The sequence below is a fragment of the Mesorhizobium waimense genome (assembly GCF_003601975.1).
GTDB lineage: Bacteria > Pseudomonadota > Alphaproteobacteria > Rhizobiales > Rhizobiaceae > Mesorhizobium > Mesorhizobium waimense.
The window spans coordinates 20,738-43,384 of record NZ_QZWZ01000030.1 but is presented as its reverse complement, the minus strand read 5'-3'; the positions used below and the strand labels follow the sequence as shown (position 1 = coordinate 43,384).

25 protein-coding genes and 2 pseudogenes are annotated in these 22,647 nt (G+C 63.6%); 7 read left to right on the top strand and 20 right to left on the bottom strand.

What is annotated here, in order from left to right; all coding sequences use genetic code 11:
• Positions 1 to 281: 281 nt before the first annotated feature.
• Positions 282 to 1,355 (top strand): annotated as a pseudogene (locus D3227_RS44425) (DEAD/DEAH box helicase); the annotation flags it as partial.
• A 291-nt stretch (positions 1,356 to 1,646) separates the two neighbouring features.
• Here D3227_RS44425 and D3227_RS44420 read toward each other — a convergent pair.
• From D3227_RS44420 to D3227_RS28470, 12 genes and pseudogenes are all read right to left on the bottom strand, one after another.
• Entirely contained in the window at positions 1,647 to 2,852 is a 1,206-nt protein-coding gene (locus D3227_RS44420; protein ID WP_425374562.1) for a hypothetical protein, read from the bottom strand.
• Between the two features lie 185 nt (positions 2,853 to 3,037).
• A complete protein-coding gene (locus D3227_RS28515) occupies positions 3,038 to 4,258 on the bottom strand; it encodes an ATP-binding protein (protein WP_120017575.1) in 1,221 nt (406 codons plus the stop codon).
• A gap of 167 nt (positions 4,259 to 4,425) precedes the next feature.
• Entirely contained in the window at positions 4,426 to 5,124 is a 699-nt protein-coding gene (gene scpB / locus D3227_RS28510; protein WP_120017574.1) for an SMC-Scp complex subunit ScpB, read from the bottom strand.
• A gap of 2 nt (positions 5,125 to 5,126) precedes the next feature.
• A pseudogene (locus D3227_RS28505) lies at positions 5,127 to 6,075 on the bottom strand (DUF1403 family protein).
• A gap of 204 nt (positions 6,076 to 6,279) precedes the next feature.
• Positions 6,280 to 8,247: a relaxase/mobilization nuclease RlxS gene (rlxS, locus tag D3227_RS28500; RefSeq protein ID WP_120017573.1), complete on the bottom strand. Its 1,968-nt coding sequence runs from the start codon at positions 8,245 to 8,247 to the stop codon at positions 6,280 to 6,282.
• 196 nt (positions 8,248 to 8,443) lie between these two features.
• Complete coding sequence (locus D3227_RS28495; RefSeq protein ID WP_120017572.1) at positions 8,444 to 9,130, bottom strand: lytic transglycosylase domain-containing protein; 687 nt, start codon at positions 9,128 to 9,130, stop codon at positions 8,444 to 8,446.
• Positions 9,118 to 9,663, bottom strand: a complete 546-nt coding sequence (locus D3227_RS28490) for a S26 family signal peptidase (protein ID WP_120017571.1) — start codon at positions 9,661 to 9,663, stop codon at positions 9,118 to 9,120. Before D3227_RS28490 ends, D3227_RS28495 begins: the two co-directional genes overlap by 13 nt.
• Positions 9,660 to 9,899: a helix-turn-helix transcriptional regulator gene (locus D3227_RS28485; protein ID WP_120017592.1), complete on the bottom strand. Its 240-nt coding sequence runs from the start codon at positions 9,897 to 9,899 to the stop codon at positions 9,660 to 9,662. The genes D3227_RS28490 and D3227_RS28485 overlap by 4 nt, the downstream gene beginning before the upstream one ends.
• Positions 9,900 to 10,050: 151 nt before the next feature.
• Entirely contained in the window at positions 10,051 to 10,374 is a 324-nt protein-coding gene (locus D3227_RS28480) for a DUF736 domain-containing protein (protein ID WP_095090520.1), read from the bottom strand.
• A 537-nt stretch (positions 10,375 to 10,911) separates the two neighbouring features.
• Positions 10,912 to 11,397: a hypothetical protein gene (locus tag D3227_RS43005; protein ID WP_245451913.1), complete on the bottom strand. Its 486-nt coding sequence runs from the start codon at positions 11,395 to 11,397 to the stop codon at positions 10,912 to 10,914.
• Between the two features lie 75 nt (positions 11,398 to 11,472).
• Positions 11,473 to 12,147 (bottom strand): ParB/RepB/Spo0J family partition protein, encoded by a 675-nt coding sequence (locus D3227_RS43000; protein ID WP_245451912.1) that lies wholly within the window; start codon positions 12,145 to 12,147, stop codon positions 11,473 to 11,475.
• A gap of 79 nt (positions 12,148 to 12,226) precedes the next feature.
• The gene (locus D3227_RS28470; protein WP_120017570.1) at positions 12,227 to 12,643 is read right to left on the bottom strand and encodes a DUF2958 domain-containing protein; all 417 of its coding nucleotides are present in this window, start codon (positions 12,641 to 12,643) and stop codon (positions 12,227 to 12,229) included.
• Here D3227_RS28470 and D3227_RS41835 point away from each other — a divergent pair.
• Complete coding sequence (locus D3227_RS41835; RefSeq protein WP_167480889.1) at positions 12,642 to 12,788, top strand: hypothetical protein; 147 nt, start codon at positions 12,642 to 12,644, stop codon at positions 12,786 to 12,788. The two genes, D3227_RS28470 and D3227_RS41835, sit on opposite strands and share 2 nt — an antisense overlap.
• A gap of 105 nt (positions 12,789 to 12,893) precedes the next feature.
• On the opposite strand, the gene D3227_RS28465 is transcribed toward D3227_RS41835, so the two are convergent.
• The 3 genes from D3227_RS28465 to D3227_RS28450 form a co-directional block, all read right to left on the bottom strand.
• Positions 12,894 to 13,856, bottom strand: a complete 963-nt coding sequence (locus D3227_RS28465; protein ID WP_120017569.1) for an ArdC family protein — start codon at positions 13,854 to 13,856, stop codon at positions 12,894 to 12,896.
• A gap of 750 nt (positions 13,857 to 14,606) precedes the next feature.
• Complete coding sequence (locus D3227_RS28455; protein WP_120017591.1) at positions 14,607 to 14,822, bottom strand: helix-turn-helix domain-containing protein; 216 nt, start codon at positions 14,820 to 14,822, stop codon at positions 14,607 to 14,609.
• Positions 14,823 to 14,972: 150 nt separating this feature from the next.
• On the bottom strand, positions 14,973 to 15,278 hold the full coding sequence (locus D3227_RS28450) for a helix-turn-helix domain-containing protein (RefSeq protein ID WP_342634017.1): 306 nt from the start codon (positions 15,276 to 15,278) through the stop codon (positions 14,973 to 14,975).
• Between the two features lie 61 nt (positions 15,279 to 15,339).
• Here D3227_RS28450 and D3227_RS28445 point away from each other — a divergent pair, with 61 nt between their 5' ends.
• Positions 15,340 to 15,615 carry a DNA -binding domain-containing protein gene (locus tag D3227_RS28445; RefSeq protein ID WP_120017567.1) on the top strand — a complete coding sequence of 92 codons (276 nt, stop codon included), beginning with the start codon at positions 15,340 to 15,342 and terminating at the stop codon, positions 15,613 to 15,615.
• A gap of 30 nt (positions 15,616 to 15,645) precedes the next feature.
• On the opposite strand, the gene D3227_RS28440 is transcribed toward D3227_RS28445, so the two are convergent.
• The 5 genes from D3227_RS28440 to D3227_RS42990 all read right to left on the bottom strand — a co-directional run bounded on the left by D3227_RS28440 (position 15,646) and on the right by D3227_RS42990 (position 17,737).
• Positions 15,646 to 16,041, bottom strand: coding sequence for a DNA -binding domain-containing protein (locus D3227_RS28440; RefSeq protein ID WP_245451911.1), 396 nt, complete (start codon positions 16,039 to 16,041; stop codon positions 15,646 to 15,648).
• Positions 16,042 to 16,198: 157 nt separating this feature from the next.
• Positions 16,199 to 16,453 carry a transcriptional regulator domain-containing protein gene (locus tag D3227_RS28435; RefSeq protein ID WP_120017565.1) on the bottom strand — a complete coding sequence of 85 codons (255 nt, stop codon included), beginning with the start codon at positions 16,451 to 16,453 and terminating at the stop codon, positions 16,199 to 16,201.
• Positions 16,454 to 16,484: 31 nt separating this feature from the next.
• Entirely contained in the window at positions 16,485 to 17,117 is a 633-nt protein-coding gene (locus D3227_RS28430) for an acyl-homoserine-lactone synthase (RefSeq protein ID WP_120017564.1), read from the bottom strand.
• Between the two features lie 90 nt (positions 17,118 to 17,207).
• The gene (locus D3227_RS42995; RefSeq protein WP_245451910.1) at positions 17,208 to 17,384 is read right to left on the bottom strand and encodes a LuxR C-terminal-related transcriptional regulator; all 177 of its coding nucleotides are present in this window, start codon (positions 17,382 to 17,384) and stop codon (positions 17,208 to 17,210) included.
• 11 nt (positions 17,385 to 17,395) lie between these two features.
• On the bottom strand, positions 17,396 to 17,737 hold the full coding sequence (locus tag D3227_RS42990; protein ID WP_120017563.1) for an autoinducer binding domain-containing protein: 342 nt from the start codon (positions 17,735 to 17,737) through the stop codon (positions 17,396 to 17,398).
• Between the two features lie 541 nt (positions 17,738 to 18,278).
• Between D3227_RS42990 and D3227_RS28415 the strand changes: the two genes are divergently transcribed.
• The 4 genes from D3227_RS28415 (at position 18,279) to nadC (ending at position 22,613) form a co-directional block, all read left to right on the top strand.
• Positions 18,279 to 19,241 carry an NUDIX hydrolase gene (locus D3227_RS28415; protein WP_120017562.1) on the top strand — a complete coding sequence of 321 codons (963 nt, stop codon included), beginning with the start codon at positions 18,279 to 18,281 and terminating at the stop codon, positions 19,239 to 19,241.
• Positions 19,242 to 19,304: 63 nt separating this feature from the next.
• Entirely contained in the window at positions 19,305 to 20,279 is a 975-nt protein-coding gene (nadA, locus tag D3227_RS28410; protein ID WP_120017561.1) for a quinolinate synthase NadA, read from the top strand.
• Positions 20,276 to 21,730, top strand: a complete 1,455-nt coding sequence (locus tag D3227_RS28405) for an L-aspartate oxidase (RefSeq protein ID WP_120017560.1) — start codon at positions 20,276 to 20,278, stop codon at positions 21,728 to 21,730. The genes nadA and D3227_RS28405 overlap by 4 nt, the downstream gene beginning before the upstream one ends.
• A 1-nt stretch (position 21,731) precedes the next feature.
• The gene (nadC, locus tag D3227_RS28400; RefSeq protein WP_120017559.1) at positions 21,732 to 22,613 is read left to right on the top strand and encodes a carboxylating nicotinate-nucleotide diphosphorylase; all 882 of its coding nucleotides are present in this window, start codon (positions 21,732 to 21,734) and stop codon (positions 22,611 to 22,613) included.
• Positions 22,614 to 22,647 lie beyond the last annotated feature (34 nt).

The following is a 22,647-nucleotide window of genomic DNA, read 5'->3' as shown; positions in this document are numbered from 1 at the left end:
CGAACTGCTCCTTCCGGAGCGGCTCGCGGTCGAGGGCAAGGTGCTGGGAAGCCCGGTACGTCAATTGGCGGTTCCGGCACTGCGCGTGCGTTGCCGCCTGCGGCCCTTCTCGATCCGCCGCCTAGCCGGTCACGAGACCGCGCTCCCGTCCGGCGAGACGCTGAAGATCATCAGCGCGAAGACCATCACGCCCCTTGGAGGCGGATCTGATTCTGCTGGTGCCCGGCGCGACCGACCCGGAAAGGATCGCCGAGGCGCTCGAACTCGGCGAAGGCCGATGGATGAATCTACGGCCGACCCGGATGGAGATGCTGGACCGTACTGAGCGCGCGGTGCGGCTGACTGCGGTATCGGTATCCTGGGTTGATGCCGTTCATCTCCGCGAGGGCCGTGTCGCCCTAGATGGTCAGTCAGCGCGGCCAGGGCTGAGGCGGCCGCAGATTGGCGCGCTTCACGCCGCTCTTGCCCATGCGACGCGGTCGACCGATCCGGCGACCATCGTCATGCCGACAGGCACGGGCAAGACCGAAACCATGCTTGCGCTCAAGTCCCATCAGCGTTTCGAGCGTCTGCTCGTGGTGGTGCCGACCGACGCCCTGCGCGAGCAGATTGCCGGCAAGTTCGAGACCTTCGGCGTGCTGCGGCACCAGCAGTGCCTAGAAGACAAGGCGGCCTTCCCGCTGGTCATGCGACTGTCGCATATTCCCTCCACCGCGGCCGAGGTCGACGAGATCTTCGATAGCGCCAATGTCATCGTCACCACGATGCAGATCGCTGGCCGCGCCGAAGCTGCGGTTCAGGAGCAGATGGCAGCCCGTGCGTCGGCCCTGTTCATCGACGAGGCGCACCACATCGGCGCCCCGACATGGGCTCGCTTCCGCGGCCTGTTCACCGATCGCGAGCCGCCGCTCCCCAATATCAAGTTCACTGCCATGCCGTTTCGCGAGGACGGCCGGCGTGTCGATGGCGAGTTCATCTATACCTATCCGCTCAAGAAGGCGCAGGCCGAAGGCTACTTCAAGCCGATCCGCTTCGAGGCGGTCTTCGGCCTCGATCAGGCGGACGCCGATTTGGCGATCGCGGAAAAGCTTGGCGACGTCCTTCAGGACGACCTGGATGCGGGCCTCAACCACCTCGCCATGGCGCGTTGCCAGACCATCGAGCGCGCGAAGGATCTCCACCAGCTCTATAGCGCGATGTATCCGGAGTTCCGGCCGGTCATCGTGCACAGCCAGCAACCGATCCGCGAGCGGCGCGCGAACCTTGCCGCGCTGCGGCGCTTCGACAGCCGGATCATCGTATGCGTCGACATGCTGGGCGAAGGCTTCGACCTGCCGGAACTGAAGATCGCGGCCCTGCACGACCTGCACAAGAGCATCGCCGTCACCATCCAGTTCGTCGGTCGCTTTACCCGCCAAGACCCGCGTCTGGGCGATGAGACCGTCATCGCCAACACCGGCGTGGATGACATCGATCGGTCCCTGGCCAAGCTGTATACCGAGGATGCCGATTGGAACGCGCTGGTCGAAGCGCTCAGCACCGCGAATCGATCGCCAAGTCCGTCGCGCCGAAATGTTCAAGGGCTTTGTCGGCGATCTCAGCGACATCCCGCTGCAGACGCTCGAACCCAAGATGAACGCCGTGGTCTATCGCACGAGCCGCGATGGCTGGGAGCCGCTACGCGCGGAGGATCTATATATAGTCCTGGCGTCTATCTGGGCATGAAGGTCAATCCGCATCAGCGCGTCGCCATCTTCGTGACGAGGTCGGAGGAACAAGCCGGCTGGACCACCGCCCAGCATGCGATCAATGTCATCTGGGATCTGCATATGATGCATTGGGATCCCGACCGCCAGCTTCTCTATATCAGCAGTTCCGCCAAGGGCCCTTATGACCGGCTGGCCAAGACCGTTTGTGGCGACACAGCGCGTCGTGTCGAAGGCGAGGAAGTCTTCCGCAGCCTGCATGGCTTCAATCGCCTGATCCTGCGCAATCTGGGTCTGACTCACCACCAGGGTCGCGGCGTTCGCTACTCCATGTATATGGGCGTCGATGTCGCCGACGGGCTTGACACGGCGAAGTCCCAGTCGCGCATCAAGAACAATGTCTTTGCGACCGGCTTCCTCGACGGCGTCCCCGCCTCGCGTGGCTGCTCCGCGAAAGGCAAATTCTGGTCGATCTCCCCCGTCCGCGACCTCGCCGACTGGGTCGAATGGTGCGCGGACATCGGCAAGGCCGTGAATGATCCCGGGATTACCACCGACGGGGTGTTCAAGAGCGCGATGCGGCCTCGTCAGATCAGCGAGCGTCCCCCTGTGCCACCTGTCGCGATCCATTGGCCGGAATCGCTGCTGACGCAGATCGAGGACCGGGTCGAAATCAGCTTCGGCGATGTGCCGGTGCCCTTCGCTGAATGCGATATTGAACTGCTGGATCATGAACGTACGGGCCCGCTGCGCTTCGCGGTGCGCAGCGATGAGCAGGTCGCCGAGTTTGAGATCGTGTTTGTCGAGGGCGGCGCCCGCTATCCGCAGCGCTCCGGGCCAAAGACGACCATCAAGATCGGTGGCAAATTGAAGGGCCTGCCCTCGGGAAATCGTCCGACCGTCCAGCCTCGGGCGCAAGATCCCCCAAACTACGAGCGCGTTCCAATATACGGTGGATGGTGGTTGGCTTGAGGGCTTAGGAAAAACACGGCCGCCAATCACCTGGGCTTCGCCCGCGTATTTCAGCCGTCCGGCGAGCAGTCTCTCGCGTTCACGCAAGGCGCGCTGCGCGGCCGGTCCGACCATTCCCGCGAGATCCTCGAATAGCCAAGGCACCAAGAGCGCGTAGCGTGCACGGGTATGCAGGACCGATGTGCCCGGAAAGAAGCGGTCGGCGTAACGCTGGTGGATTCAGGAAACCGATCTCGTCGCGCACGCCCATGGACTCTTCGTCCATCTGCGCTTTCGCGCGAAAGATAGGTCCAGCCAAGGGCAGGCTCGATCAACGATGCTCGTCTTGCCCTGATTGTCTCGCCTTCTGTCGCGACATCTCAGTTCCACAGTGAGGAAAGAGGCACCGCGGCGAGCTTGTCACCGAAGGGCACGACATCAGCGCTGTCGTAGAGCACCACGCCATAGGTAAAGCGGTTGCCGCAGGCCTCGGCCAAGGTCCGGAGCCCGCCGAAGTCGCTGGATTTGACCGTGGCGGACGCCTTGATCTCGATCCCGGCGATCATGCCGTCGTCGCGCTCTAGCACGATATCTACTTCGCGCATCTGCTGATCACGGAAGTGGTGTGGCGTCAGCCGCAGGTCCGATCCGGTCATGAGCTTCAGAACTTCCGAGAACACGAAGCTCTCCAGAAGCGAACCGAACAAGTTGCGGTCGGCTTTCACACGATCGAGGCTCAGACCTCGGACGGTGGCGAGAAGTCCGGAATCGAGGAAATGGAGCTTCGGCGTCTTGGTGATGCGCTTCAGTGCGTTGGTGAACCAGGGCTGCAGGGTGGAAACGAGGAAGACCTGTTCCAGAAGGCCGACATAACGCTGCCCTGTCTTGTGGCTCACATTGATGCTGGCGCCGAAGTGCGAATAGTTGACAAGCTGCCCCGAGTGCTCGGCGAGGAGGCGGACGAATTTCGGCAGTTCCGTCAATTTCTCAACGTCGGCTATGTCCCGGAGGTCGCGCGTCAGGACAGAGGCCAAATAGGATCGCGACCAGTCTTGACGCCGCCGCTCGCTCTCACGGGCGATCGCCTCGGGATAGCCGCCTTGCAGCACGAGTTGGACGAGATCGTCGCCGACGGGCGCTCCACGATCGCCTTGTAGTTTGCCTTCGAACAGGCGCCCCAGAAAGGTCGCCGTCTTGCCGTCGATCTCGGCGCGTGCAAGCGGCAACATCCGGATCGTCTCCATCCGTCCCGCCAGGCTGTCGGCGATGCGCGGGAGTGTCAGGACATTGGCGGAGCCAGTCAGCAGAAATCGGCCCGGCCGATAATCCTCATCTACCGTCTTCTTGATCGCCAGCAACAGGTCCGGAGCCCGCTGGATCTCGTCGATAATCGCCCGGTCAAGCCCGCGGATGAAGCCGGCTGGATCGGACTGGGCGGCCTCGAGCACCGTTTGATCGTCGAGCGTGATATAGGTTCGCTCCGCGTTCCCCATTTTCCGGACAAGCGTGGTCTTGCCTGCCCGGCGGGGCCCTACAATCAGGACCACCGGGGTGTCGGCAAGGGCGTCTTCCACCCGGCGCTCCACGAATCGCTCGTACATACCGTTCTCAATTTGGACAATTGGAACTATCAGGCATGACAATTGGGAGTCAACGACATGAATATTGGGACTATACGCGCCGCAACCTGGATGGAAACCGTTTCAACGAGCTCTCCGGCCGAAGCACTCTGTGATGCGGTCCACCGACATCGCACCACTTTGTTTTGCTATTCGTCAATCGTCATGTTGTCCTGATCCAACTGCGTTACCCCTAGCCCAACCGGAATCTCTCCGGCCAGGAGCTTCTCCTTCGATAGCAGCCCGGCATCTTCGAGCGCCTCGAAATCCGGCAGCTGGCGCAGCGTGTCAAGCCCGAACTGCGACAGAAAGTTTTTTGTCGTCACATAGGTGTAGGGCGCGCCCGGCTGCGGGCTGCGCGGCCCGGAGGCGATAAGATCCTGCGCGCGCAGAACGCCGATCAGATCGCGCGACACCTCCTTGCCGAAGAAGGTCGACAGCTCTGCGCGGGTGATCGGCTGGAAATAGGCAATGCACATCAACACCAGCGCCTCGAATTGCGACAATTCCTTCGCACCCTGCCCCGCAGGCGTACCGAATGCGGCGTGGATGATGTCTCCGAAGGCTTTCTTGGTCCGGTGCTGCCAACCGCCGGCGACCGCGACCAGCTCGTAGGGGCGCCCGGCGAGCGCGGCGCGGATGTCGTCGATGATCAGCTCGAGATTGCAGTTCTTCCCCACCACCCGCGCGAGGACACTACGTGTCACCGGTTCGCTGGCGGAAAAAATCACCGCTTCGACGCGTCCCATCCACTCGCGCCAGCGAAGCTCGGCCGGCAGATGTTCCAGCTCGGTATCCAGCAAAGCCGGCTGAACGTTTGGCTTCCGGCGGGCAGACGCTTCGCTCATCCCTACAACCCAAACAGCCGAAAGGTGGTGCGGCCGGAGAGCTCGCGCACGGCATCCAATTGTTGCAGCCGGTCGAATAGGCGCCGCGCGGCAAAGCGGGACAGGTTTTTGGTCGTCAGCGAGCCCGAAACGGCGTCTTCGTTGAGCAGCAAAAAAATCACGTCGCCGGCGCCCTTGGCGCGCAATTTTGGTGCGATGGCGATGAGTCTTTCGGCACTACGCGACAACACGGCGGCCAACCGGCAGGACTCCGCGGCCGCTTGAACCAGCGCAACGCAGACCGCGCGCTCAAGACCTTCGCCGGGTCGGATGCGCTTGCCGCCGGCCTCGCCGCGAAAAGCCGGACCGAAGACCTGAGCCATCAGCAGCGGCAGTGGCAGCGGCCAGCGCAGGCTTTTTGCCAACACCAGGTCGGCGAGCCACCAGGCAAAAAGCTCGGAGTCAGGGCGCATGGCGACGACGTGAGCGGCGATCGCCGCGGCGGCGAACGGCGCCGGCCGCTGCGATGCCGCCAGATTTTCGATCTCCGTGGAAAGCGCGGCGAGCGCTGGACCATCCCAATGGAGCCCGAGCTGGTCGACGATCTTTTCGAACCGATCGGCGCTGGCGGCGGGCGGCTGCACGGCCAGCTGCCGCCAGGCGCCAAAGACAGCGCCGGCGGGACCGGGATCAGCACCTGGGGGACAAATGCCAAGCATCGCGCAAGGCTGCCGCGTCCTCGGCGCGGCCGGCGAGCCGCATGCTGGCAGCGGCGCAGCTAAGCGCCAGCCGCTGCCGCCAAGCGCCGGCCCAGCCAGGCTGCGCGCGGGCGAGCGTGTCGAGGGCACCCAGGGCGGCGCCGGCCCGGAAGGCGGCGTCGCCGTCGCTCGGCGCGCCGGCGCTTGTGATCGCCCACGCCGGAACGGAGGGCGGCGCAGAAGAGCTAGCGGTCGCGGGATCGAGGCGAATCATGATTTGGAGAGTAAAGCGCCAGTGCGCTTTTTGCTATGATTGTTGCGCCAAAACGCACAGCCTGTCGGATACATATAATGAATGATAATGTTGCCTTATCTGTCATTTAGATGCTGCCGCATCTATGCCGCCACCAACGACTGGCGTACTCCTTCCGACAGGGCACCCATTCTGGCGCACGGGCAATGAATCCGTGCCGCCATGTCACGAAACGCTCGGCCCGCTCCTCTGCCGGCCGATGGTCCAGGAAATCCCCTCCCCGCGCACGATACCGGAAACCTCCTTGCCGAAGTATCGTTCGAGCACCGGCCGCCACGGTACGAGGGTGAATTCGCGCGATTTCTCCACGACGGCATATTTGCCGCTGGCTAACTCAACTGATCGGCGCAATGGGCCCTCTATCCGATCTCCTGCCCGGGCTTCGACATAGGGCAGACCGAGCTCGCCCGACAGTTGACCGGCAACACGGTTCAACTCTCGCTGACGCAAGACCGAAATCATGTTGGCGCGGTAGACGATACGCCCTTGCTCTTCGTCCGCGAGCGCTTGAGCGATCAGCCACTGCCGCCGGCGGGCCTGCGCCTCCCCGACCTCGTGGCCGAAGCCGGTATTGCGCAAGGGCTCCGGCGCATCCGAAACCAGCTCGCGGTCGAGCCAGGTGGCGCCGTCGAAGCTAACCTGTCGCGCCAACGGGATCGATGACAGCTTTTCAACGATCACAGGCTCGGCTCTGGCCCGCTGGCGCTCGTAATCCGCGATACGGTCCAGATGGTCCGGCGCGATGATCCAAGTGCCATCCGGCTCACGCTCCACGCCGCCGGTAGCACGCCGGATCACCTCCAGTCGACGGACATGCGTTTCGGCGAAACGCTCGGTGGCCGATAGATCATGCTTGAGATGGATATCGATACTGTAGCGCCCGCCACTGGTCGCGGCGATATCGGCAACGGTGCGGTCGATCTGCCTGGGTTCGGTGTTCCTCGGCGTGACACGCACGATGTACCCGTCGGGCGTCGGTTCCGTCGCCTCGCCTTTGCCGATATCGATGTAATGGCTTTTGCCGTCCATCCCATCGAGGATCAAGTAGTGCCGGTCGTTGATTTCGTCGGCCAGGCCGCGAGCGACAACACGGCCGACCACAAGCTCGGTCTTCGGTTCCGCATCGTGGACGACATAGTCTGCGGCACTGCGGGCGAGCCCCTTTCCGGTCAGCTCTCGATGCATGGTCTTGATGATATCGCCGCGCTCGCCGATGCGGCGCAGCGTCACTTCAAGCTCATCGTCCAGGCGCCAACGACCCGGAGCGGTCTCCTCGGCAAGTCCCATGCGCTCCAGTTTGCGCAGGCGGCCCTGGTGCAACGTTTGGCGAAACGCGTCGCGGCCGGCCGCCGAGACGAAGCCGTCATCGTCGCGCGTGCGCAGCAGCTGCCGGTCGATGCTGGTGAAGCGTTCCTGGTCCATTTCCTGGCGCAAGCGCTGCTCGATCTCGCGGTCGGTGCGGGGACCAAGATCGAGGCTGACCAGCTCGGCCGCCCGCTCGCGGATTCCGCTCGAAACATATTCCCGCGCGATGACGAGGTTTTCGTCGCGGTCATCCTTCCCGCGAACGATGATGTGGGTGTGCGGATGGCCGGTGTTGAAATGATCGACAGCGACCCAATCGAGCCTAGTGCCGAGGTCCTTTTCCATCTGCGCCATGAGCCGCCGCGTGAGCGGCTTCAGGTCGTCGTACTCAATGCCGTCTTCGGGCGCCACGATAGAGCGAAACTGATGGCGGTCTCCATCCGCGCGATCGAGGAACTCTTTTCCGTCGACGCGATCCTTGTCTGCGCCGTAGAGCTCGCCCGGCTCACCCTCGCGGGTGACACCGTCGCGCTGGATGTAACGCAGATGAGCACGCGCCCCGTCCTGCCCCTTGCCGGCTAGCCTGACGATGCGCGCCTTGACCATCACCCGGCGCTGGCGGAAGGCAGCGTATCGATCGCGCGATCTGAGTAATGCAGCAGCCGCCCCGCCTCGCCCTGCCCGGCTTCCGGTAAAGCGGCCGCCGCGCATGGGCTTGCCGCCTGCTCTGTTGATCGCCGCCCTGACCTGTCCAGCGTAGCCTTTGCCTGCCTTCGAGCCGTTCGACCGGATTTTGCCTAGCTTCGGCGTGAACTCATCGTCCTGCATGCCGGCCTCCAGCTAATCAAGAGTGAGATCAAGCGCTTATGCGCCCCAGCCTCCTGCGGTCGGTGGCAGCCTCTTGGAAAAACGATGTGCAGACAAAGACTTGACTGCCGCCTGGAGGCGGTACCTTTATCTTGCCTTCCGCCGACCCTGCTTCTGCCCCCGCCCAGCCGCCTCACCGACCCGCAGCCGCCAGCCCTCACCGGCTGTCCGGCTTGCTTGTCCCAAGGTGATCCTTCCCGAGCGGCACCAGAATTTTGCCGTTCGATTTGCGCGCCAGCTCGCCGTTCCGCAGAAAAAACAGCGATCCTCCGGAGGGAGCTTTTGGTGCCTTTGCACGCGGTGATTTGCCCTTGAACTGATCCATGTCGGCGGCCGAAACCCCGGCCGCCGTTAGCCCTTTCAGATAAGCAACCGTTTCATTTGGAAGCGGTGTTCCGCGTTTCAAATGCGCCTCATAGCGTACCGGTCCAGCGTTGTAGGCGGCGAACAGGCCGGGGAAGCCGAAGCGGTCATACATGGCGCGCAGATATGCGGTGCCGGCCAGGATATTGTCGTGCGGATCGTGCGGATCGGTGCCCAGACCGTGCGCGGCCCGCATGTCCTGATAGGTGCCAGGCATGACCTGCATGAGGCCCATGGCGCCGGCGCGCGAAGTGATGGGACGGCCATCGAGCCTGGTCTTGCCGTCGCTCTCGGCATCCATGACGGCGTAGATCCAGGCTTGGGGAATGTGGAAGCGTTTGCTTGCTTCCGATACGAACTGCTGCCACTTTTGAAGCTGCGGACTATGGGAGATGGCGACCGGCTCAGCGCCGGTCGAGGCGGAACAGGCGCATGGCGCAAGGGCGATCATGCCCAGCATCAGGAGGGTTACTCGGTCCATATCGGCACCAGCCTCCCGATGACATTCGAGGCCGGAACAGGCCCGAAATAGCGGCTGTCGAAGGAGCGAGGCGCCTCGCCGTTGAGCAGGAAGACCTCGTCATCGGCGAGCTTTCGACACGCGTTCCACCATGGCAGCGGGCGGCCTTGGACGTCGGTTGCGAAGCGGCGCGCTACGATCTCGCCGCCGATGATGATGGCTTCGTTGAAGGCGCAGACATGCTCGCGCGGCGGCGCGGCAAGGCGTTTCACCAGCGGCACATTGCGGGGCAGATAGGCGCGTTGAGCGGCGAGAGCGGAAGTGGAGTCTGGTGCGCGGACGAACACCAGATCGCCCCGTGCGGGCACTCCGGCAGCGACACGATAAAGCCCGACCGGCGCGCTGGCCGAGGCGTTCCAGACCAGCCAGGGCGATGGTTTTTCGAAGGCGGTGAAGCCGATGAGGCCGACGCCAATCGCAGCTATGGCGATTGCGTTACGGGCCCGAATTCGCCGCAAACGGCTGCTGATCAGACGGATGGAGGGACGACTCATGACCGGCCTCCATCCTGAGCGTCGGAGTGCTGCTGGCGTCCTTTTGACCACTCATCGAGCTCGTCGATGTGGTAGCGGACATAGCGGCCGTGCTTGCGGAATTCCGGGCCGCCGCCGGTGAGCCGCATCTTTTCCAGGGTGCGCTGGGACAGGCCGATATAAAAGGCAGCCTGCGCGGTGTTGAGAAACGGGCTGCCCTTCTTGGCGCGGGCGGCGCGCTCGTTTTCGTCGTCCATGATCATCCTCGTTCGCTTGGGAGAAGCGAGGGCGAGGATGAGCGCGTGAGGACGCTTCAGGGACGGGCGAAGAGTCGTATCATGGGTTTTCGCCGCCCCTTGAGAGGAGCCCCCGCGCCGGCTGGGGCGCGAGGGCTTGGGGGCTTGCCAATCAGTCGACCGGGTTCCAGATGATGGCGTAGGTTTCGTCGTCATCCTGCCCGGCGGCACGGCCGAGATTGGCGTAGAGCTTGCGCGGGCCGAACTCAGGGGCGGCGATTGACAGGCTCACATAGTCCTTGCCGGAGGTCTCGCCGGTGCGGATCCAGCCCGCGCCGACCTCGACGCCCTGCGTCAGCACCCGGAAGTCGGGATGGTTTTCGGCACCCTTGGCCTGGTTGGGCACGATGTCGATGTCGGCGCGGACGCTGAGCGTCTTGAGCTGGCCTTTGTAGCCGCCGTTGTCCTGCTTGGTGACGTAGCCGATCGCGGTCATGTTAGTCTCCTTTTGTTGTTCGCCGGGGACCATTCCCCTGCGATGGCGGACCGTGATGGGCGCGTCAGGAACGCCTGAACCCTTCAGGGCCGCAGCGGCAGCGAAGGACCCGAGCGGACGGCTTTTTTGAAGCGAAGCGGCGCGAGGAAGCCGCCGCAGGCGGCGGGGAAAAAAGCTGGCGGCGAGGGTTTCGGGCGGGCCGGATCGCCCATAGGTCGACAAGCCAGCCGCAGGGAAATGGTCCCTGAAGACACATGGAGACAGGTCGCGCTGACCGCGCTGCATGCAACAAGCAGACGACGGCAAGGTGCGGCCGTGGAAGCTCGGAGGCCGTGCCGACGACAGCTGGGGCCGATCAGCGCTGGCGCTCTGCCAGCCATGCGGATGTGCTGATCGTTGGCCGATGGCGGGGAGTTTGGCGGTCGGATCTTGCTGCCGGTTGCGAACCGCCAGGGACGGCTGAATGCGCAAATCCACCCGACCGGAACGTCGCGTGGGCGACGGCAAGGCGAGGTGCCGCCGCCCGAGCGAAAGGGGTCATTCGGAGCCGAACAACGCGCGGATTTTCGCCCACTGATCGGCGGTGCGGAAGCCGCCGCGACCGGTATAGGTTTCGACCGGGATTTTCATCCAGCGCGGCAGCCATTGGTCGACCTTGTGGCGGCCGTTCTTGCCGCAAAGGAAGTCGCGAATGATCTTCTTTTGCGTCTTGACCTTCTCCGAAACATTGCCGTCCGCGACGTGCTTGCCGGCTATATCGGCCAGCATGGCGTTGGCGATTTCCCTGTCGCGAATGAGGTCGAAGAAGGCCTCGTCCGGCTGCCAGTAGGCGCCGATATCGACATTCAGATGGTTGCCGAGCGCCTCGACCACAGCACTTCCTGCCTGCAAAGTCTCGCCTATGACGATGGCGAGCGCGCGCATGACATCGTCGTCGGTGAGCGCCAGCAGGCGGGCAAAGACGCTCGCCGTGGCATGACCGTCGCTTTTTCCCCCGGCGACGGTTCTGTCCTCATCGGCCATGTTCAGCAGGGCCAGGACCGCGCGGCGTTTTCCGGCGAAGGCGGCTTCGGCCTTGCCGTTGATGGCATGCCACCATCAGGCGCATGCTGTGCCCGCATGATCGAGCATGGCGGCGCGCACGGCGGCGTGGCGATGCAGATCGACATAGTTCTGCATTGGGCCAGAAAGCTCGGGCCGTGATGGCTTGGCGGGCGTGTCTGCTTCCTCACCGGCATCGGCTTTCCCGCGAGCGCGGCGGGCTTCCTTGTGCGACAGCCAGCCTTCGTGACACTCGACTTCGCCGCGATGCGAGATGGTGATGACGATCTTGCCGCCTTTTTTCTTCGGCGTCTTTTCGTGGTCCCATGCGGGGAAATACTGGCCGGGTTCCAGCACCACCACTTCGGCCCAACCGGCTTCCAGATAGGCAGTCTCCCACTGCGATACTTCATCCGGGTCAAGGCGGGCGATGTTTTCGATCAGCGAGGCTTCGAGCGCATCGGCGTCGTCGCCGTCTTCCATGATGGCGCAGGGCAAGGGATCGGCTTCGCCGCGCTCGTCGGCAATGGATTTCGCGGCGAAATAGCGCCGTCGCCCGGCGACGATTTCGAACATGTCGGGCGCGCTGTTGGGCCGCACCAGAAGCGGCACCAGAACGCCGCGCGCACGAACCGAGGGCAGAATGTCGGACACGTCCGGGGCGCGTCTGGCATGGCGCATGTTGACGGCGGAAATGTTGAGCCGGTCGATTGCGATGTGAGCAAGCTGCATGGTTTTTCTCCTTTTCTTCGGTTGGGATTGTCCCTGACGGGAGGCGCGACAAGCGGCGCGGCGGGGACGGGTTTTGCGCCTAGCGGCGCTCTCTCGCCGCGTCGGGCGAAAGCTCGGAATGGGGGATTGAAAGTGCGGTCGCTGCCTGTCGAAGAAGCTGTTCGGCCTCGGTGATATGGCCGGCGAGGCGCGCGGCCTGCGCATAGACCGAGAGCGGGAAGCGGCCCTCGAAATGGAGGTCGCGCTCGATGCCGAGGCCAAGCGGACCTTTGACGGCTTGAAGCTCGGCAAGGCTGACGCTGCCGAGTTCGGGGTATCCGAACCCGAGGTCGCAAAGGCCGAACAGCGTATCGCCGTCGGCGTCGAGTTCGGTCAACAGCCAGGTTGCCGCGCCTGCCGGATCAAACAGCTTCACGACCGGGTGATGGTCGGTTTCAACTTGCGCCGCGCCGTTGGCGAGAAGCCGGGCGCAAAGGTCGTCGGTGATCAGGATCATGGCAAAAACTCCTTTTTTAGAACAGGTCGAGTTGATTGCGGGCGTTCGGCGGGAGAAAGGTTCGCTGGACCTTTTTCTGATCCGCCTCACCATCGAAGAGGCCGATATCGAGCGGCTTTTGCGCGGCACGCGGCCACCTCCATGAGGTGGTCGAGCCGGTCGCGCGCGGTGATCGGGCGCACGCCGGGGACGAGCGTTTGCACGCCTTGCGGCGTCGTCTCGCTCTGCAGGGGATGGGAAGCGCGCGCGCTCATGCCGCGATCCCCTCCTGCGGCGGCTCGGCTTCATCGTGGTGGAAAGCGAGCAGCAAATCGGCGGCCTTCGAGGCGCGGCTGGCGGCGCTGAAGATGGCGCGATTGTCCTCGCGCAGCACCTTCAGCCATGAGCCGATATAGTCGGCGTGGCGCACGGTCGGCTCGATGCCGAGACTGCTGCAGACAAAGGCTGCGGCGATTTCGGCGACCAGTTCCTCGCGGGCATAGACCTTGGAGCCGAACGAGCCGGAAAGATCGCGGGCAAGCCGCGAGGGGTGGCCGGTCCAGTGGCCAAGCTCGTGAAAGCAGGTTCTGTAATAGTCGATCTGCTGGAAAAATGCCGGCTGCGGCGGGACCTGAATGCAGTCGCTACCGGGCATGTAGAACGCGCGTTCGCCGCCGATGCGCAAATCGGCGCCGCTGGAGCGGATGAGCGCTTCGGCCTGCGGGATGATTTCGCGTTCGGGCAGCGGCTCGGCGGCGGCGCGAACATGCTCGGGAAGGCCGTCGCACTGAGCGACATTGAAGACGGTGAAGCGCTTGAGATAGGCGATTGCCCGCGGCTCCTCGCCATCGTCGCTGGCGCGTTCTTTTTCGTCTTTGGGCACAAAGCGGTCGGCATGCACGATGGTCGTGCCGCGCTCGCCCTTGCGGACATTGCCGCCAAGGATCAGCGCCTGCCGGAAGGTCAGCCAGTTCTGGCAGGGATAGCCGCGCTCGATGACGGCGCCCCACAGGATCAGGATGTTGATGCCGGAATAGCAGCGCCCGGTGGCGGCGTTCTTGGGCAGGCCGAGCCCGGCATTGGCCCTGCCCCAAGGCTTGACCCATGGCACGGTGCCGCGTTCCAGCTCGGCGACAATGCGGTCGGTGATCTCCTGATAAAGGCTGGCGCCCGGGCGCCCGCCTGCCCTTGCGCCAGCCTTTGCGTTGGCGCAACGCTTACTGTTTGCACGCATCGTTTTATCCTCCGCTCTTCAATCGCGCGCCTTTCCCCGGAAGCGGGGTGGGCGGCGAAACGCGACCGGAAAGGCCCGCCGTCAGAGGCGAACCGCATCCGAAGGACCGGAACGAAGTGGAGGACCCGGAGCGACAAGCGGAGGGTTGCGGATTGCCGCGGCGGGCCTAGAAGGGAGTGCCGCCCACCCCGCGCCGCCGGGAAAGGCAGCTAACCCAAGACCGCGCCGGCCAAAGGACGGCGACCATCGGCAGCCGCAAGGCTGCTTTGCGCCAGGGGGCGAAGCCGGATGGCCGAGACCGCCTGAGCCTGCCGAAGAATAGCGGGCTCGGTTCACGAGCACCCGGTGCGCGCCAAGGGCGCGCTGGCGCCATTCGAATGCGGCGCGAACTCGCCCGACCAGGTTTGGGGGATCAAGTCGCGAAGCTCAAAAGCCTATTTCTTCGACGGCCTGATCAAATCGCCGGGATCAAAACGATCGCCAATCGCCCCAGCACATTCACGCTGGCGCGTTCGATCTCGTCCACGTAGCGCAAGATCAAGCTCAGCGCGCGCCGCCAGTTCCTCTTGCGTCAGGTGCTGCTCGTGGCCGCGAGGGAAAAGTGGACGACCGAGACCGCCTGGGCCGGCAAAGCAGATCGGGATCGGTCCGCGAGAACCCTTGCGCGCCAGGCCCTGGCCGATTTGCAACAGGATCATCGGGAAGCAGATCCTGTAGTGCCGGACCCGCCTGACCCCTTGTTGAACAACTCTATTCCGATCGAGGATCCAGCAAGGCTGCCGGATCAACCTCAAGCACCTTGGCGAGCTTCTGGACCATATCGATACTGGCACCGTAAACGCCGCGTTCCAGGGCGCTGATGTAGGTGCGGTCGACGCCGGCCTCATGCGCCAGCGCCTCGTGTGATAGTTTCTTTTTGTGTCGGTGCCGGCGAAGATTGCGGGCAAAGACCTTCCGAATCTCGATGCATGAGAGGCAAACGTCTTGTGGAGGATTTACCACGGGGTATTCTCTACAAATGCAGCGGGTGTCGGCATTGCCCTGTTGCCCGACCCTAAAAGCCGAATTCAGGATTCGACTTGAGGACGTTCTCGCTGACGCTCACCTTGTCGTGACCTACCGGTGGCGAGAACGAGGAACTTGTGCCAGCAGCTGGCAGGGATCGACCTCCAGAATCTCCGCTAGTTCTAAAAACTCAATGACGTCCAAACGACGTTCACCGCCTTCATACTTTGCGACGAAGGACTGTGGGCGGCCCAGCGCCTGCGCAACCTGGAGCTGGGTCAGGCCCTTGTTCTTTCGCGCCGCAATCAGCTGTTTCAGCATCTGGCGCTGGCGAGATGATCGAAGGGATTTCGGCATTTTGCGAACCGGCCAGGAAGGAACCGGCTCGCCGACTAATCTCAGTTCGAAGTATCCCATTTTAGGATATTGACCGAGCGTCAGGGCGGACGCGGGATCCTACAAACCGAGAGAGAGAGAATTGGGAAACAGGTCGCGCCTCGAGCCTAATGAACCCGTTGTCGACGAAGTCCCCTGGTCAGGCAGTCTCACGGCCTACGACAGGGAGCATTTTACGATCTACCTGCGGCTGCTGGATGCATCGGCCGACAACGCAAGCAAGGAAGAGATGGCGCAAGTCATTCTCGGCATCGACCCGGCATGCGAACCGGAGCGAGCCCTAAAGTCGCTTGACAGTCATCTGCGACGTGCAAATTGGATGGTGACGACGGGCTACAAGGAATTGTTCGGCAGCTGACCATTTGCTCGGGTGCACCACACCGCATTTTCAAGTGAGCAGGTCCTTGTATCCATCGTTCATGAGGGCATGGCCGCGGCGTATGGCGCGACGGACCAGGTCGCGCAGATGATCGCGCGGATCAGCCCAATCGGCCCTGACGCGCGCTTGGCCAAGCAGGGTTTCGGCGATGGCCCGGTGCGTTGCCCGCGACAGCGACCCATCGAGTGCACGAAGGACGAAGCGGAGACGTCGGCCACGCGCCTCCGCACGAAACAGGGTATTCGGCAGCCGTCCGCGCATCGCCAGGCTATTGAGGCATCCAAGTGCCCATAGCCGATGCTTCGCCTGCCCGGCCGGCCAGATCGCGTCGACCTGCAGGCGCACATGCTGAGCGACTGTCGCACCCGAAACCGCGAGCTGAAGATGTCGCTCAGCAGGGCGCAACAGAACGTGCTGGCGGGCCTCCCCCGCCAAAAGCACCGTGGCACGACATGGCGGCGCCGTCAGATCGAAAGCGGGCGGCGCGGCCGAGGAAGATGCCGGTTCGGCGGTGACCGGCAAGACGTAGGGACATTGGCGTGGACACCAAAATACACGCGCATCAGGCCGCAAGGAGTCCGCGAAACAAAACGCCCCACCGCGTCAGGTCGACGCGCGACGCGATGATGTCGAGCGACATCGGACTGCCGAGCCATTCGGCCCCCTCCAGTGCTTTGGCCAGATCGTTGCGGAATGCCGGATTGCGCCTCAAGAACTCCCAGGCCCACTCTCGCCGCGTCAGACGAAACGTATGCTGGTACGCCCTGTCATCCCACCAGTCGGGCCAGTCGGCGCCGGTGTCTTCCACCGACCTCATGGACAAGCCCCACGGACAAACCGACCACGCATCACGTCGCGCCGCAGGCTAGTGGCGCCCACAGAACCGGCCCATGGAAACAGCCATTGCGCCGAATGGAACCAAGCGTCTCGGCCGAGACGTCGAGATATCCGGCTACTGCGCGGGTGAGGCCGATCGCGTGCGGTTCGCCGATCCGCTCAAGCGGCCAGCCGGCGCGGCGCAGGATGCGCTCCATGCGCAGATCGGTGACCGTGACAATTCGCTCGAGACTGCATGACAGGCCGAATTCGATGATGCCGGCGAAGAGTTCGTAGGTGGCGACAGCCACGCCGCCGGCCCCCTTGGGGGTCGATGGCTGAAGATCGAGGGCGAAGCGGCTGCTTTCCCAGATATCCGGCTCGCTGGGCGCCGCCTTGCCTTCCAACAGCTCGGCAAAAGTGTTACCCAGCATGGTGGGCCCGGTCGACGGAAGCAGCCGCGCGCATCCCTCGACAGCACCGTCGAAACCGCGCAAAAGGAGATAGTGCGGTTTCAAGGAATCGAAGCAATCGATCTCGTAGCGGCCGTTGGTCGGCACCTGCCAGTCCAGCCGCTCCTTGAAGACGCGGTAACGCAAGCGGTGCATTTCATGAAGTTCGTCGACAAAGTCGCCATAGCAATCGGGTGTAACAAGCTGAATCACGCTGGGCCTCCTTAAAGGGATCACCCTGGCATTGGAGGCGAATCTTCAGCACGAAGCATCCTGTGCAACTGTACAGGGTAAAGCTGCTTGTCAGAAAAGACCGTTGTTGGAAGCCGAAAGCTGCACCACGGCTTGCATGACTGTGCGCACGCCGAGCTTCTTCCTGGCATTGTCCAGATGATACGCGGCTGAACGGCGCTTGACGCCCAGGATGCAGCCGGTCTCCCACGCTGACTTGCCGCGCGCCGCCCATTGCAGGGCACTCATATTCCCGGGCGTCAGCGCAATACCATTTTATCACTCGATCGGTAACAAGCTTGCGACGAATGTGAATGTGGAAACAGGTCGCCATGAGTTGAAGCGCCTGTTTCATAGCGCTCGGCGGCGAGCAGGAACGACCGATTGGGTTCGTCAGCGGCAAAGGTCACGGCCGCGACACCGCCCCGGCGATCGACAATCGGAATGGTCACACCGCAGCCCTCGGCTGTTCGGGAGCTGGCGGTTGAGGCGAAGAGAGCCGTCCGGGTCGGCGCGCGGAAAGCGACCAGAGCGTTGACCGACGTCAAGCCGGCATCGCCGTGATCGCAGTTTTCCGCGCACCGAGCAAGCGGATGGGCCATCGGCTCGCCAGCGCTTGAGCTGGACGGCCGCGCAGCCGGTTCCCGCCATCAGCCGGGCAGCATTATGGAAAGCATGCCTGGCACCCTCGTGCTGGGGGTCGAAAGGCAAGTCGACGGCCGTCAGTGCTCGTTTTTAGCCTGCTCCGCAGCGCCAGGCCATGCATGATCATCATGTTACGGAGTAACGCCGAGGGTGGCTGGCGGGCCATGCAGCACGATGCCGACGCTGTCACCGACAAGAACGATGTCGCGGCGCGCAATCAACCAGCTTCGCGCTCGCCCTGCCCGCAGGCCAACCAGCGGCGTTCCGCGCCTGCGGGAACGAATATCCGGAGGTGTGATGGCATTTGCCTCCCCGACCGCGCTCGAAGTTGCCTTCCCTTACGTTACCGCCGGCCGGTGTCGCGTTTGAAGCCCATTTGTGCAGCTAGGAAGAACTAAAATCACGCAATTGGTTGTGTTGACGCTCCGGCAGGCGTGATAAAGATTGATTAAATCGATTGAGTTCCTTCGCGGCGGGGCTGCGACCATTTTGGGGAACATGGACGCAAAAGGCACCAGAAAAGGCCGCGCCGGACGCAAGGCCAACGACGTCAAGGCGGATCTGATCGCTGTCGTAGTCGCGGTCACCGATGGGCACCCTTGCGTTCTCACCATCGGGCAGGCCACACTGCCGTCGGGCCCGTTCGAGTTCGATCACCGCTCGCTGCAGTCGGGCCTTCGGGCATGGGTCGAACGGCAAACCGGTCAGCCACTTGGTTACATCGAGCAGCTCTACACATTCGCCGACCGCGACAGGATCGGCGACGAGCACCAGCAGCGCGTGATTTCGATCAGCTATCTCGCTCTCACCCGGGAAGAATATGCCAGCGCCTCGGCCAAGTGCTGCTGGGGGAGCTGGTACGATTACTTCCCGTGGGAGGACCATCGCTCCGGCACGCCGCCGGTGGTGCTGGATATTCTACGCCCACGCCTGATCGAATGGGCGCAAGGCGCGCCAGAGGCCGAGGCGCGTCGCGAGCGCCAGCGGCGGGCAGCAGTGGCTTTCGGCTTCGACGATCGGGGCTGGAACGAGGAGCTCGTTCTTCAACGCTATGAGCTGCTTTATGAGGCTGCGTTGGTTGAAGAGGCGGCTCGCGGCGGGCAGCATGCGGGTGCCCTCGCCCCGATGCCGGGCAGATCGATGGTCGCCGATCATCGCCGCATCCTGGCAACAGGTATTGCGCGGTTGCGCTCCAAAATCAAATACAGGCCCGTCGTGTTCGAGCTGATGGCGCCGGTTTTCACGCTTCTACAGCTGCAGCGAACCGTGGAGGCGCTCGCCGGCAGGCTCGTTAACAAGCCGAATTTCCGCCGCCTGATCGAGCAGCAGGAGCTAGTCGAGGAAACAGGCGAGACCACCACGGAAACCGGCGGGCGGCCCGCCAAGCTTTATCGCTTCCGTCGTGCCATTCTCGACGAGACGGTCATAGCTGGGACAAAATTGCCGCTGGCGCGGGGTTGACATCCTTATAGTCAACGTAGAAATATCCCCTTATAACCAGATTGACTATAATCGGAGGCGCCGATGACCCGGGCGTTATCTACGGTCGCCTCCCTGTACGACCGCGTCAGAAGCGTGATTCCGTCAATCGAATGGCCGGCCTTCAGCGACGACATCGACGCCATCCTGGCTCTCAAGGCGAAGCGCAACGCGGTCATCCTGGCCCACAACTACCAGACGCCGGAGATCCTTCATTGCGTGGCCGACATCGTCGGCGACAGCCTGGCCCTCGCCCGCAAGGCAATGACGGTCGAGGCGCAAGTCATCGTGCTCGCAGGCGTGCATTTCATGGCTGAGACGGCCAAGCTGCTTAATCCCGACAAGACCGTGCTCATCCCGGATCTCGAAGCCGGTTGCTCGCTTGCCGACTCGATTACGCCCGAGGATGTGCGCCTGATGCGGCATCGCTACCCTTCCGTTCCGGTCGTCAGCTACGTCAACACCTCCGCCGCCGTGAAGGCTGAGTCCGACATCTGCTGCACCTCGGGGAATGCGCTTGCAGTGGTGAGATCGCTCGGTGCGCCACGCGTGATCATGCTGCCCGACGAATATCTGGCGAGAAACATCGCCGCGCAGACAAAAGTCGAGATCATTGCCTGGAAGGGAGGGTGCGAGGTGCATGAGCGCTTCGCAGCGTCCGACATTCAAGAGCTGCGCGAGGCCTATCCCGGCGTGACGGTGCTTGCTCACCCTGAATGTCCACCGGAGGTCGTGGCGGAGGCAGACTTCGCTGGCTCGACGGCGGCGATGTCGGACTACGTCGGACAGCACAAGCCAGCGCGTGTGGTGCTGATGACGGAGTGCTCGATGAGTGACAACATTGCCGTCGAACATCCGGAAATCGAGTTCGTACGCCCCTGCAACCTGTGCCCGCACATGAAGCGCATCACGCTCGCCAACATCCGCAGCGCGCTCGAAGAAACCCGTCACGTCGTCACGATCGATCCCCATGTGGCTGAGCGGGCCCGTTGGGCTGTGGAACGCATGCTCTTTGTATGACGGCCGACATCCAGGACATTTGCGGTGCACCAGTAGTCATCGGCGCGGGCATTGCCGGCCTGATGACGGCGCTTCACTTGGCGCCGCAACCAGTCGTCCTTCTCTCCAGGACCCCGCTTGGAACGGACGCCTCCAGCACGCTGGCTCAGGGCGGGCTCGCGGCGAGCCTCGGCGAAGACGACAGCCCCGAACTGCACCTCACCGATACGCTTGCCGCCGGCGATGGACTTTGCGACGAAACGATGGCCATGCGGGTGGTCGAGGCCCTACCCAACGCAATCGACCACCTCATTCCTCTGGGTGCTCCTTTCGACCGCGCGCTGGATGGGAAACTATGGCTCGGCCTTGAGGCTGCGCATTCGCGTCGCCGGATCGTGCACGCCGCCGGCGACGCCACCGGCCGCGAGTTGTTCCGCACGCTCCTCGCCGCGGTGCGGCGAACACGTTCGATCACTGTCCTGGAAGGCGTGGCCGCCCTTCGCCTCGTGGTTGCGGAGGGCGGCATTGTGGGCGTGTTGGCGGCCCGACATAGCGGCGCCTTCGCACTGCCGACGCGACGCGTGGTGCTTGCGAGCGGCGGCATCGGTGGCCTCTTCAGCGATATGACGAATCCGCTTGGCTCCTTCGGGCACGGGCTGGCGCTGGCCGCCTGCGCCGGCGCCGAGCTTGCCGATCTTGAATTCGTGCAGTTCCATCCGACCGCCCTCCTTGCCAATACGCCCGGCGCCGAGCTCGCCTCGCGTGACGTGGTCGCGCGGGCCATCTCCTGTCAGCTCACCGCCGGACATCGTGTCTATCTCGACGCCCGGCAATGCCTTGGCCAGAAATTCGCCCGACGCTTTCCGGCGATGGACGCGGCTTGCCGGCAGGCCGGCATCGATCCGGCCATCGAGCCGATCCCGGAACGCCCGGCCGCGCACTATCACATGGGTGGCGTGGCCGTGGATGCCGAGGGCCGCAGCTCTGTTGCCGGCTTGTGGGCCTGCGGCGAAGTTGCATGCACCGGGCTGCACGGCGCCAACCGGCTGGCCAGCAACTCGCTAGCCCAGGCGGTTGCAACAGAAGCCTGGGTGGCTACAAGCATCGCCGGAACTTGCGCCGGCTGGCAGTGGCCCAGGCTTCCCGCAATCGTTCCAGTGCGACCGGATCCTTCACCCGTGCGCCAACTCGTCTCGAATGCGCTTGGCATCGTCCGCAACGGCAAGGGGCTGCGCCCCACCGTGGCGGCTCTGCTGCCGATCGCCGTTGGCGAGACGGCGGCGGCCGGCCCGGGACTGGTGGCGATGTTGATCTCGATTGCGGAGCTTCGACGTGAGGAGAGCCGCGGCTCGAATTACCGGTCTGATTTCCCCGCGCGCGATGGGGCCGTCCTCCCCTCGCGACTGACGCTATGCTCGGCCTTCGAGAGCGCCGTTGCACTCAGTTGGCAAATGTCCGAACGGAGCTGTTGAAATGACTTCACTTGCACCGCTTCCCCAGATCATCATGGAACCCATTGTGCGCAGCGCACTGCTTGAGGACTTGGGCAGAGCCGGCGACATCACGAGCGACGCAATCATCCCCGCCGACTGCAAAGCGACGTTTGCACTGAACGCGCGGCAGGCTGGCGTTGTTGCTGGGCTTGATCTGGTAATGTTTGCCTTCCTGCTCGTCGATCCTGGCATCAGCATGCAGTTGCAGTGTCCGGAGGGTGGCAAAGTTTCGGCTGGGGAAACCATCGCGAATGTCCGCGGACCGGCGCGCAGCCTGCTGGCGGCCGAGCGGACGGCGCTCAATTTCCTCTCCAGGCTGAGCGGCATTGCGACAGCTACCGCCGCGCTGGTGGATGCGGTACGCGGGCATAACGCAAAAATCGTGTGCACACGAAAGACGACGCCCGGACTGCGTGTCCTGGAAAAATATGCCGTACGTGCCGGAGGCGGCGCCAATCACCGTTTCGCGCTCGACGACGCCGTGCTTATCAAGGACAACCACATCGCCATTGCGGGCGACATTCGTACCGCAATCGAGCGGGCGCGCAGCGCCATAGGCCACATGGTCAAGATCGAGGTCGAGGTCGACACGCTGGAGCAGCTTGAGATGGCGCTTCAGGCGAGCGTCGACGCCGTGCTCCTCGACAACATGTCGGTCGAAGAGCTTGCTCAGGCTGTCGCGATGGTCGGCGGCCGCGCGATCACGGAAGCCTCCGGTCGGGTAACGCTGGCGAGCGCCGCGGCAATAGCGACGACTGGCGTCGACCTTATCTCGGTTGGCTGGCTGACCCACAGCGCGCCGATCCTCGATATCGGCTTGGATGTGCCGGTGGGTGCCAACTGCAGCAGGCGTCTGAACTGATGGGGCGGACATGATCCGGTCTTGCCGGGAATGC

Coding starts and splice junctions, on each gene's coding strand:
- D3227_RS28515 (WP_120017575.1), bottom strand. CDS start 4,258: ATGTACGAGCGATTCGTGGAGCGCCGGGTGGAAGACGCCCTTGCCGAC.
- scpB (WP_120017574.1), bottom strand. CDS start 5,124: ATGAGCGAAGCGTCTGCCCGCCGGAAGCCAAACGTTCAGCCGGCTTTG.
- rlxS (WP_120017573.1), bottom strand. CDS start 8,247: ATGCAGGACGATGAGTTCACGCCGAAGCTAGGCAAAATCCGGTCGAAC.
- D3227_RS28495 (WP_120017572.1), bottom strand. CDS start 9,130: ATGGACCGAGTAACCCTCCTGATGCTGGGCATGATCGCCCTTGCGCCA.
- D3227_RS28490 (WP_120017571.1), bottom strand. CDS start 9,663: ATGAGTCGTCCCTCCATCCGTCTGATCAGCAGCCGTTTGCGGCGAATT.
- D3227_RS28485 (WP_120017592.1), bottom strand. CDS start 9,899: ATGGACGACGAAAACGAGCGCGCCGCCCGCGCCAAGAAGGGCAGCCCG.
- D3227_RS28480 (WP_095090520.1), bottom strand. CDS start 10,374: ATGACCGCGATCGGCTACGTCACCAAGCAGGACAACGGCGGCTACAAA.
- D3227_RS43005 (WP_245451913.1), bottom strand. CDS start 11,397: ATGGCCGATGAGGACAGAACCGTCGCCGGGGGAAAAAGCGACGGTCAT.
- D3227_RS43000 (WP_245451912.1), bottom strand. CDS start 12,147: ATGCAGCTTGCTCACATCGCAATCGACCGGCTCAACATTTCCGCCGTC.
- D3227_RS41835 (WP_167480889.1), top strand. CDS start 12,642: ATGGCAAAAACTCCTTTTTTAGAACAGGTCGAGTTGATTGCGGGCGTT.
- D3227_RS28470 (WP_120017570.1), bottom strand. CDS start 12,643: ATGATCCTGATCACCGACGACCTTTGCGCCCGGCTTCTCGCCAACGGC.
- D3227_RS28465 (WP_120017569.1), bottom strand. CDS start 13,856: ATGCGTGCAAACAGTAAGCGTTGCGCCAACGCAAAGGCTGGCGCAAGG.
- D3227_RS28450 (WP_342634017.1), bottom strand. CDS start 15,278: ATGGGATACTTCGAACTGAGATTAGTCGGCGAGCCGGTTCCTTCCTGG.
- D3227_RS28435 (WP_120017565.1), bottom strand. CDS start 16,453: ATGAGGTCGGTGGAAGACACCGGCGCCGACTGGCCCGACTGGTGGGAT.
- D3227_RS42995 (WP_245451910.1), bottom strand. CDS start 17,384: ATGAGTGCCCTGCAATGGGCGGCGCGCGGCAAGTCAGCGTGGGAGACC.
- D3227_RS42990 (WP_120017563.1), bottom strand. CDS start 17,737: ATGGCCCATCCGCTTGCTCGGTGCGCGGAAAACTGCGATCACGGCGAT.
- D3227_RS28415 (WP_120017562.1), top strand. CDS start 18,279: ATGGACGCAAAAGGCACCAGAAAAGGCCGCGCCGGACGCAAGGCCAAC.
- nadA (WP_120017561.1), top strand. CDS start 19,305: ATGACCCGGGCGTTATCTACGGTCGCCTCCCTGTACGACCGCGTCAGA.
- D3227_RS28405 (WP_120017560.1), top strand. CDS start 20,276: ATGACGGCCGACATCCAGGACATTTGCGGTGCACCAGTAGTCATCGGC.
- nadC (WP_120017559.1), top strand. CDS start 21,732: ATGACTTCACTTGCACCGCTTCCCCAGATCATCATGGAACCCATTGTG.